Source organism: Pseudoalteromonas sp. TAB23 (assembly GCF_000498075.1).
In the GTDB taxonomy this organism is placed as follows: domain Bacteria; phylum Pseudomonadota; class Gammaproteobacteria; order Enterobacterales; family Alteromonadaceae; genus Pseudoalteromonas; species Pseudoalteromonas arctica.
Genome location: NZ_AUTP01000292.1, coordinates 19,148 through 27,968, shown reverse-complemented (window position 1 = coordinate 27,968; position 8,821 = coordinate 19,148). Strand labels below are relative to the sequence as shown.

The window sequence follows — 8,821 nt, the reverse complement described above, 5'->3', positions numbered from 1 at the left end:
GCCGCCACAACCCGTTAAAGCAAAGCCCGAAAGTGCTGCAAAAATGGCAAGCGAGGTTTTATTATTTTTAAACATAGTTAAGGACTTTCTGTAAATAAGTTGTTTAAAATATTACAACACTCGCTCGTTTATTCAACATTTATAACTTTGATTTATGTAAATGAGTGTTAAAGCTTAGAGCTTGCTCGCACTACTTGTATCTGCAAATGCTTGCTTTTTCCACGCATTAAATAACTTTTGCTGTTTATCAGAGATTTTTAAACCGTATGTTTTCTGCATGTAAGCGTAAGTGTCGGCTATACGTTTACGTGCATAGACAGGCGGTTCAACTACACGTTGCTTAAAGTTTACTTTTACTTCGCAGCGACCATACTGTGTGGCGTTTTCGCTAAGCATGCCAAAACGATAATTAGAGCGATCGGCATTAATTTCGCCAATAGCTGGCGCTAAGTTATTTATATCAGCTTCCATTTTTCTAAATTTAGCACTTACTTTACGGCAGTTTTTACGTCCGCCATCTTGCCAACATTGTAGCTGATGACCAAATTCCCACGCCGGAACAATATGTTCCCACTCAATGCGTAGTGCTCGCACATTTACTTTGCCTGAGCGGGTAAGTGTATTTCGAGGAATGTAACCACAGTTAGAAGGATCAGGAACGAGTTTTTTGCCTTCTTTTTTAATATCACAACCGCAGTAAATACTTTTGGCGTTGTCAGGGAGGGTTTTAATTAAATGTCTTTTAGCTGTTGAAAAACGGGTGAATTGTTCGGCAGATACCGAAAAACACACACAACAAGCCAGTAAGGCCAGAATAAATCGAGTCATATCCATCACAAATGTGAACTACAGGAACAGGCAGTTTAAAGCCTTGAAGATAAAAGATAAAGTTAACTTAAGGCCTGCACTTATATTACTAAAAAGTGTCCGATTAATTTTTTATTCAAAGTTATTTTCACTATTCATTTATTTCTTACTATTTATCGTATTTTAACCACACAAGATTATACGTTAAGGAGTATGCTTAAAGCTTACTCAATATGGGGATTTGGATTGCAAATGAAATTTGTTGATTATTATGCAGTGCTTGGAATATCGCCTGATGCAGACGATAAAGCGGTTAAAGTAGCTTATAAAAAGTTAGCCAGAAAATATCACCCAGATGTAAGCAAAGAGCCTCAAGCAGAAGATAAGTTTAAAGAAATAGCAGAAGCTTACGAAGTCATTCATAACAAAGAAGAACGCACTAAATACGACGAGTTACGTCGTCATCAACAAAATCGTGCTCGTCAACAGCAAGGTAATTATGGTGGTAACAATGCCTCATCGCAAAGTAATTATCAGCAAAGCGATCCTCAAACCGATCAAGAGTTTTCTGATTTTGTTAATTCAATGTTTGGCGGCGCCGGTGGATTCAATCGTTCCGGGCAGAGCAGAAGTAACGCCGCTCGCGCGCAAAAAGGACAAGATGTGGAAATAGAGTTCCCGATTTTTCTTGAAGAGACTTTAGTTGATACCGTTAAGCCTGTTGAGTTTATGTTACCGCAGCGAGATAGTAGTGGTCGTGTCTCTGAAATTAAAAAATCACTTAAAGTGAAAATTCCCGCAGGTTCAGTAAATGGCGAACGAATTCGACTAAAAGGGCAAGGCGGATTAGGGTCAGCGAACGGGCAAAATGGCGATTTGTACTTACAAATTAGTTTAGTGCCCCACCCATTATTTGATGTTGAAGGTCATAACCTAAATATAGTCGTCCCTCTTGCACCATGGGAAGCGGCTCTTGGTACAAAAATAAATTTACCTACGTTGGCAGGCAAAATCCAATTAACTATTCCATCTAATAGTCAGTCTGGTCAACGCTTGCGTATTAAAGGTAAGGGATTAATGAGTAAAAAAGCCAAAGGTGATTTATTTGCTGTGCTTAAAATTGTTAATCCAACATCTGTTGATGATACCAGTAAAAAACTTTGGGAAGAATTAGCCGAAAAAGCTCACTTTGATCCCCGTAATAACTGGAGCAAGCCATAATGCAAATTATCGTGACACAAAAAGATGATTTACTTACTAGCAAAGAGCTATGTTTGAGTAGTGATATTAGCGAAGCAATTTTATATGAGCTAGTTGAGCACAATATTGCGGTTCCAATTGAGGGGAAGCATGTTACGCAGTGGCAATTTACGGTATCTGCAGTGACCTTAGTTAAAAAAGCGGCCCGTATTCAACATGACTTTTCGTTAGATTGGTCGGCAATAGCTTTAGTTTTACAATTGCTGGATGAGCGTGATGAGTTGATTTTCGAAAACGAAATGTTAAAGCGACATTTGAGTCGATTTAAACACTTGGAATAAAATCTGCCCTTGGGTACTTCCTAGGGCTTATTTAGTCTTTGGTGAGAGTGCGCTAGTTCTTAAAAACCAATATGACTACTTTGATTTATTCTTACTTTTAATTCGGATAAATCGTTTTAGTCGTATGTTTTGCATAAGTAGTAATATTCCACTTAGGCAAAAAAGTACGCTGGTTGCTGCAAAACTAATAAGCAGCGGATTATTAAAATCCTCTCGCTCATCGTAATCCATAATATGTAACATCCAAAAAAAGTCGAAAATTCGCCATAGTGTGCTGCGAACGGTGATAACTTTGCCGTTATTTTCTGACAAATACAGTGTTGTGTTAAATGTGTCGTCAAATTGTACCTGCCAAACATTGGTTTTATATCCAACTTCTCGCATACCTTGCTTTAGCAGTACAGCGCTTGTCACTTGATCATCAATAAGTAAGTGTGCTTTAGCATTTGCGGTAATTTGTATTTTAGTTGGCGGCTCAAAAGGTCGGCCTGTTATACCGTTAAAGCTTTGCTGTTCATCTTTATTTATTACTGTAATTATAGGTGTGGTTAAAAAGTTCTCAAAAATTATTTGTGTTGGATTAACCACCTGAGATGCAATATCGTCAAGGGAGGCAACATAATCAGCCTGCGTAAATGGGTTATTAAGAGTACGTGTTGCAAGATGCTCCCCATGAACTTTATCAAGAGGGATAGCGCTCATGACTAAACCACCTAATAGCCAAGCTAAAATTTGTAATGCGAGCAAATAACCGAGCCATTTATGTAACTTGCGAGCATACTTAAATATTTTTTTATTCATGTTTTAGTCTTATTATTTTTAGAGGCTAGTTTATTACATTAATGGGATTAGTTACTGCGACATTTTGTCGCAGTTTAAACTATAGCTTACTGTAATCATTTAAAAATAAAAAAGATTACACTTAAATTGCTAACATGACTTATTTGTTAATTGAGCTGAGTGTTTGATATCCAGCTAGCTTTAAACGCTAAAAAATACTTAAAAGCTGCGAAATATCTATATAAAGTGGTTAATAGAGCATAGTTGATTTGGTATAACGGTAAAACTGCGTTAAAGTTTGCAATGAAATTATTAGAGGATAAATACGAAACGATGTCGGAAATTCAATTTTTAAATGTAGATCTTGAGCTTGAATCAAAGCAAGATATTAGTTTGCTAGTGGCAGACTTGAAAAAAGTCGCGACGATTTTACATTATGACAAAGACGAATACCGTCAATTAGCGCGTATTGAAGCAACAGGTGTAGTAAACACGCCTGACAAAGCAATAAACCATATATGTGAGCTTATTGAATCGTGTTCGCGTAACGCGCTAAAACAATGGTTAAGCTGTTCACGTAGAACGTTTGATATTGGTTTTGAATCAGGCACTTCACCTAAGTGCTTTAATCAAGCCTTAGATGCAGATACATTATTGCGTATATCTGCGATTGGTGCGGGTATGGAAATTACAATTTACCCAATCGAAAAGTAACTACCTTCGCTCTACGACTGCTGCGGTCATTTTTGATACGCAGCACAGCTCATTGCGGCTATTTGTAATTTTTATTTCCCACACTGAACTACGTTTGCCAATATGAAACGCTCTTGCCGTTGCTGTTAAAGTGCCGTTGCGAGATGCTTTTAAATGACTTGCGCTAATTTCCTGCCCCACGCAGTAAAATTTTGTAAAATCGACAACAAAGTTAGCTGCATAGCTGGCAACTGTTTCGGCAAGTACAACGTTAGCACCGCCGTGAACCATTCCCATTGGGTTATGATGCTCAGGAATTGCCGGCATAGTGGCTACTAAGTAATCATCACCAATTTCAGTGACTTCTATTCCCATGGTTTTCATTAATGTTCCTTGGCCATCAATGCCTTGTTCTAACTGCTTGCACAGCTCTAAAGTGATGGGCTGGTACCAAATACTCATAATGACTCCTTTGCTTTTTTAATCATTTATAAATCTAGCTTTAGTTATATCCCTAAAATGTACACAAGTGAAATTACTTTGGCTATTTTAAGGCTTAATTTAAATTTGCGATTTTTATTTAACTGTATATACTCACAGTTAAATGTACTGTATGGAAAACCAGTTGTATGCGACCATTAACGAACCGCCAAGCTCAAATACTCGAACTAATTAAAGTTTTTATTAAAGACACTGGTATGCCTCCTACACGTGCTGAAATAGCGCAAACATTAGGTTTTAAAAGTGCCAATGCTGCTGAAGAACATTTAAAAGCACTTGCTAAAAAAGGCGCAATTAAAATGAAACCAGGTGCAAGCCGTGGTATTCAGTTAATTGAAGAAGAAGAGCCAGAGCAATTAGGTTTACCGCTTATAGGGCGTGTTGCTGCTGGTTCACCTATTTTGGCGCAAGAGCACGTTGAAAGTCACTGCAAAATCGATCCATTAATGTTTAAACCGGCTGCAGATTTTTTACTACGCGTTAACGGTATGAGCATGAAAGATATTGGTATTATGGATGGTGATTTACTTGCTGTACATCGTACTCAAACCGCTGAAAACGGGCAAGTTATTGTTGCCCGCCTAGACGAAGACGTAACTGTAAAACGTCTTGAGAAAGCGGGTCGTAAAGTATTACTTCATGCTGAAAACGACGATTTTGAATCTATTGAAGTAGATCTTGAGAATGAGTCTTTTAATATTGAAGGCTTAGCCGTTGGCGTTATAAGAAACGCTGATTGGATGTGACTTTAAAAATAGCTTTTAAACAAGCAGTTTTATAAATGCGTACTAATTAGTACGCATTTTTTGTTTTAAATTCGCACTAAAAATAGGGCATAAATAGCTCACTGACAATTTAAGCTGTAAACTTTTTTGCACTTATATTTTCCCCCTCCGAATACGTTAAACCCCTTTGTTTTGCTCATCTTTTGAACTTACTGTTACCTAGTTGGTTACTGATTTTTTATTAATTACTCAATATCACCTGATTGTTTTTTATACTAAAACTTGCTTGTTGTTCATTTTTTAGCTAATTATTAATGTGCTGAGCTAATAATAACTCACAGCTTTTTAGTTTTGAGAACACACAATATACACAAACCCGTTGTTGGCGCAGCAAAACCAATCAATATTAAATGAGATTGACTAAAAAAATAAAAATAACGAATTGGCGTTTAAGCCGTATGCCTCTTCGCTTTGCATTCGCAATAGCATCAAAGGAGCCGTCACATGGGTAAACTGACCTCTACCTTGTGGCTTATATTATGTGTTTTTTCGCACCCAGTTTTGGCTAACAGCCAATACAATATGCGCAAAGGCGTAACCGATATAAGCAATAATGTATATCAGCTGCACATGACCATATTTATAATATGTTGTGTGATTGGGGTGATAGTGTTCGCAATTATGTTTTGGGCACTTATTCATCACCGTAAATCTAAAGGGGCTGTACCTGCCCAATTTCACGAAAGCACTAAAGTAGAAATACTTTGGACTGCAATCCCGTTTGTTATTTTAATTGCTATGGCAGTACCAGCCACTAAAACCCTAATTGCAATGGAAGATGCCAGCAAAGCTGATCTCACTATTAAAATTACAGGCTCGCAATGGAAATGGCATTATGAATATATGGGTGAAGATGTAGAGTTCTACTCTATTTTATCTACCCCGCAAGATGAAATAGCGAATCTTGCAGATAAAAATCCTAACTACTTACTTGAGGTTGATAAACCTCTCGTACTGCCAATAAATCAAAAAGTACGATTTTTAATGACTTCTGACGATGTTATTCACTCTTGGTGGGTACCTGATTTTGCAGTTAAAAAAGATGCGAATCCCGGCTTTATAAACGAAACATGGACGAACATAAACGAAGAAGGTACTTACCGAGGCCAATGTGCTGAGTTGTGTGGTAAAGATCATGGCTTTATGCCCGTTGTGGTGGTCGCTAAATCTGAGGCTGATTTTAAAACGTGGCTTGCAGATGCAAAGCAAGCTAAACAAAAAGCAGCATTAGCAGATGCCGCATTACTTGATAAAACCCTCCCAAAAGAAGAATTAATGACTTTAGGCGAACAAGTATATATGGCCAATTGTGCTGCATGTCATCAGCCTACTGGCATGGGGTTACCGGGTGTATTTCCTGCACTTAAAGGCAGCCCTATAGTGCTTGGCGATATAAAAGATCACATTGATGTAGTTATCCATGGGCGACCCGGTACGGCAATGCAAGCATTTGCCAAACAGTTATCTATAAAGCAATTAGCAGCGGTTATTACTTATAAACGTAATGCGTGGGGTAATGATACGGGTGATGTTATTCAACCGAGTCAAATACAGGCAGCACTTGATGCCAAAGTGGAGGCGAACTAATGAGTAGCATAGTAGAACAACCTAACGCCAATGAAGCTCATCATGCTCATCACCCAGCTAAAGGTTTTAAACGCTGGCTTTACACAACTAATCATAAAGATATAGGTAGTTTATATTTAATTTTTTCGCTGACCATGTTCTTAATTGGTGGTGGAATGGCCATGGTGATCAGAGCTGAATTATTTCAACCAGGTTTACAGTTGGTCGATCCTCACTTTTTTAATCAAATGACCACAGTGCATGGTTTAATTATGGTGTTTGGTGCGGTTATGCCGGCCTTTACAGGCCTTGCTAACTGGATGATACCACTCATGATTGGCGCGCCAGATATGGCATTGCCAAGAATGAATAACTGGAGCTTTTGGATTTTACCGTTTGCGTTTTTAATCCTATTGGCATCGTTATTTATGCCTGGTGGGGGTCCTGCATTTGGTTGGACTTTTTATGCACCACTGTCTACAACATACAGTAATGATAATACTGCATTGTTTGTATTTGCCGTACATATTATGGGGATTAGCTCAATAATGGGCGCAATCAATGTGATTGTAACTATAGTGAACTTACGTGCTCCCGGCATGACATGGATGAAGTTGCCCTTATTTGTATGGACGTGGTTAATTACTGCCTTTTTATTAATAGCGGTAATGCCAGTGCTTGCAGGGGCTGTCACTATGGTACTTACCGATAAGTATTTTGCGACCAGCTTTTTTGATGCCGCAGGCGGTGGCGACCCGGTGATGTTCCAACACATTTTTTGGTTTTTTGGTCATCCCGAAGTATACATAATGATTCTTCCTGCCTTTGGCATTATATCTACAATAGTACCTACCTTTTCTCGTAAAAAACTTTTTGGCTATGCCTCAATGGTATACGCCACATCCTCCATAGCACTATTGAGCTTTATTGTATGGGCTCATCATATGTTTACCACTGGGATGCCGGTCGCTGGCGAGTTGTTTTTTATGTACGCGACCATGCTTATATCGGTACCTACAGGAGTAAAAGTATTTAATTGGGTTGCCACAATGTGGAAAGGCTCAATAACTTTTGAAGTGCCAATGCTTTTTAGTATTGCGTTTATTGTGCTGTTTACCTTAGGTGGCTTTTCGGGGTTGATGCTGGCAATTACACCTGCTGACTTTCAGTACCACGATACTTATTTTGTAGTGGCGCATTTTCATTATGTATTAGTAACAGGGGCTGTATTTTCGATAATGGCGGGGGCCTATTACTGGCTGCCCAAGTGGACGGGCAATATGTTTAATATCACGCTAGCTAAATGGCATTTTTGGCTATCGCTGGTGAGTGTGAACGTATTGTTTTTTCCTATGCATTTTGTAGGGCTTGCCGGTATGCCGCGTCGAATTCCCGATTATGCACTTCAATTTGCCGACTTTAACGCAATCATAAGTATTGGTGGATTTGCCTTTGGTTTATCGCAATTGTTGTTTGTAGCTGTGGTAATTAAATGCGCGCGTGGCGGTGATAAAGTGCCTGCAAAAGTATGGGAAGGGGCAGAAGGGCTTGAGTGGGAAGTTGACTCTCCAGCGCCATATCATACTTTTTCTACGCCGCCGGTAATTAAGTAATGACACACGCACCGCTACTCAAACGTTTGGTACTTATTTGCATAGGCATGTTTGCCTTTGCCTTTGCTTTAGTACCTTTGTATGACGTGTTTTGTGATGTAACAGGGCTTAATGGAAAACCTTCGCTTGAGCAGGCAGAGCAAAGTACACAAATAGTACAAAACCGAGAAGTCGGCGTTAGCTTTACTACTCACGCACAAAGTGGTGCACCGTTTGAAGTTAAATCAAAAGAATACAGTGTAGTGGTAAAACCCGGTGCAATGCGTGAAGTAATGTTTAGTGCTAAAAATAGCAGCAACCTAGATAAAGTAATGCAGGCTGTACCATCAGTCTCACCAGGTAAAGCGGCAAAGTATTTACACAAAATAGCCTGTTTTTGCTTTGATCAGCAACCTCTAAAAGCAGGGGAAGAACTTGAATTTAAATTACTTTTTTATGTTGATACCGCACTGCCAAGCGACATTGAAGAATTAACTTTATCTTATACCGTATTTGATATTAGTGAACAGCTGGTGGCAAGTAACAACTAGCTTTT

The 8,821-nt window shown here is 38.8% G+C and carries 10 protein-coding genes; 7 read left to right on the top strand and 3 right to left on the bottom strand.

Features of this window, described 5'->3' with window-relative positions; all coding sequences use genetic code 11:
• Positions 1-174: 174 nt before the first annotated feature.
• Positions 175-828, bottom strand: coding sequence for an endonuclease (locus L654_RS0118250; protein ID WP_029753694.1), 654 nt, complete (start codon positions 826-828; stop codon positions 175-177).
• Positions 829-1,059: 231 nt separating this feature from the next.
• Here L654_RS0118250 and L654_RS0118245 point away from each other — a divergent pair, with 231 nt between their 5' ends.
• Together L654_RS0118245 and L654_RS0118240 are read left to right on the top strand one after the other, a co-directional pair.
• Positions 1,060-2,028, top strand: coding sequence for a DnaJ C-terminal domain-containing protein (locus L654_RS0118245; protein ID WP_007584935.1), 969 nt, complete (start codon positions 1,060-1,062; stop codon positions 2,026-2,028).
• The gene (locus tag L654_RS0118240; RefSeq protein ID WP_007584937.1) at positions 2,028-2,348 is read left to right on the top strand and encodes a chaperone modulator CbpM; all 321 of its coding nucleotides are present in this window, start codon (positions 2,028-2,030) and stop codon (positions 2,346-2,348) included. The genes L654_RS0118245 and L654_RS0118240 overlap by 1 nt, the downstream gene beginning before the upstream one ends.
• A 75-nt stretch (positions 2,349-2,423) precedes the next feature.
• Here L654_RS0118240 and L654_RS0118235 read toward each other — a convergent pair whose 3' ends face one another.
• Positions 2,424-3,149 carry a membrane protein gene (locus L654_RS0118235; protein WP_024608687.1) on the bottom strand — a complete coding sequence of 242 codons (726 nt, stop codon included), beginning with the start codon at positions 3,147-3,149 and terminating at the stop codon, positions 2,424-2,426.
• Positions 3,150-3,461: 312 nt separating this feature from the next.
• Here L654_RS0118235 and L654_RS0118230 point away from each other — a divergent pair, with 312 nt between their 5' ends.
• Complete coding sequence (locus L654_RS0118230) at positions 3,462-3,842, top strand: hypothetical protein (RefSeq protein WP_008138697.1); 381 nt, start codon at positions 3,462-3,464, stop codon at positions 3,840-3,842.
• Here L654_RS0118230 and L654_RS0118225 read toward each other — a convergent pair whose 3' ends face one another.
• Complete coding sequence (locus tag L654_RS0118225; RefSeq protein WP_007584940.1) at positions 3,843-4,283, bottom strand: PaaI family thioesterase; 441 nt, start codon at positions 4,281-4,283, stop codon at positions 3,843-3,845.
• Between the two features lie 167 nt (positions 4,284-4,450).
• Here L654_RS0118225 and lexA point away from each other — a divergent pair, with 167 nt between their 5' ends.
• The 4 genes from lexA (at position 4,451) to L654_RS0118205 (ending at position 8,816) form a co-directional block, all read left to right on the top strand.
• Positions 4,451-5,068: a transcriptional repressor LexA gene (gene lexA / locus L654_RS0118220; RefSeq protein WP_024608686.1), complete on the top strand. Its 618-nt coding sequence runs from the start codon at positions 4,451-4,453 to the stop codon at positions 5,066-5,068.
• Between the two features lie 483 nt (positions 5,069-5,551).
• Entirely contained in the window at positions 5,552-6,694 is a 1,143-nt protein-coding gene (gene coxB / locus L654_RS0118215) for a cytochrome c oxidase subunit II (RefSeq protein WP_024594300.1), read from the top strand.
• Positions 6,694-8,286, top strand: a complete 1,593-nt coding sequence (ctaD, locus tag L654_RS0118210; RefSeq protein WP_007584944.1) for a cytochrome c oxidase subunit I — start codon at positions 6,694-6,696, stop codon at positions 8,284-8,286. Before coxB ends, ctaD begins: the two co-directional genes overlap by 1 nt.
• Positions 8,286-8,816, top strand: coding sequence for a cytochrome c oxidase assembly protein (locus tag L654_RS0118205; protein WP_024608685.1), 531 nt, complete (start codon positions 8,286-8,288; stop codon positions 8,814-8,816). The genes ctaD and L654_RS0118205 overlap by 1 nt, the downstream gene beginning before the upstream one ends.
• The last annotated feature ends 5 nt before the right edge of the window (positions 8,817-8,821 follow it).

Bases quoted from the DNA above. Each gene is read 5' to 3' on its own strand.
- L654_RS0118250 (WP_029753694.1), bottom strand. From the start codon at position 828: ATGACTCGATTTATTCTGGCCTTACTGGCTTGTTGTGTGTGTTTTTCG.
- L654_RS0118245 (WP_007584935.1), top strand. From the start codon at position 1,060: ATGAAATTTGTTGATTATTATGCAGTGCTTGGAATATCGCCTGATGCA.
- L654_RS0118240 (WP_007584937.1), top strand. From the start codon at position 2,028: ATGCAAATTATCGTGACACAAAAAGATGATTTACTTACTAGCAAAGAG.
- L654_RS0118235 (WP_024608687.1), bottom strand. From the start codon at position 3,149: ATGAATAAAAAAATATTTAAGTATGCTCGCAAGTTACATAAATGGCTC.
- L654_RS0118230 (WP_008138697.1), top strand. From the start codon at position 3,462: ATGTCGGAAATTCAATTTTTAAATGTAGATCTTGAGCTTGAATCAAAG.
- L654_RS0118225 (WP_007584940.1), bottom strand. From the start codon at position 4,283: ATGAGTATTTGGTACCAGCCCATCACTTTAGAGCTGTGCAAGCAGTTA.
- lexA (WP_024608686.1), top strand. From the start codon at position 4,451: ATGCGACCATTAACGAACCGCCAAGCTCAAATACTCGAACTAATTAAA.
- coxB (WP_024594300.1), top strand. From the start codon at position 5,552: ATGGGTAAACTGACCTCTACCTTGTGGCTTATATTATGTGTTTTTTCG.
- ctaD (WP_007584944.1), top strand. From the start codon at position 6,694: ATGAGTAGCATAGTAGAACAACCTAACGCCAATGAAGCTCATCATGCT.
- L654_RS0118205 (WP_024608685.1), top strand. From the start codon at position 8,286: ATGACACACGCACCGCTACTCAAACGTTTGGTACTTATTTGCATAGGC.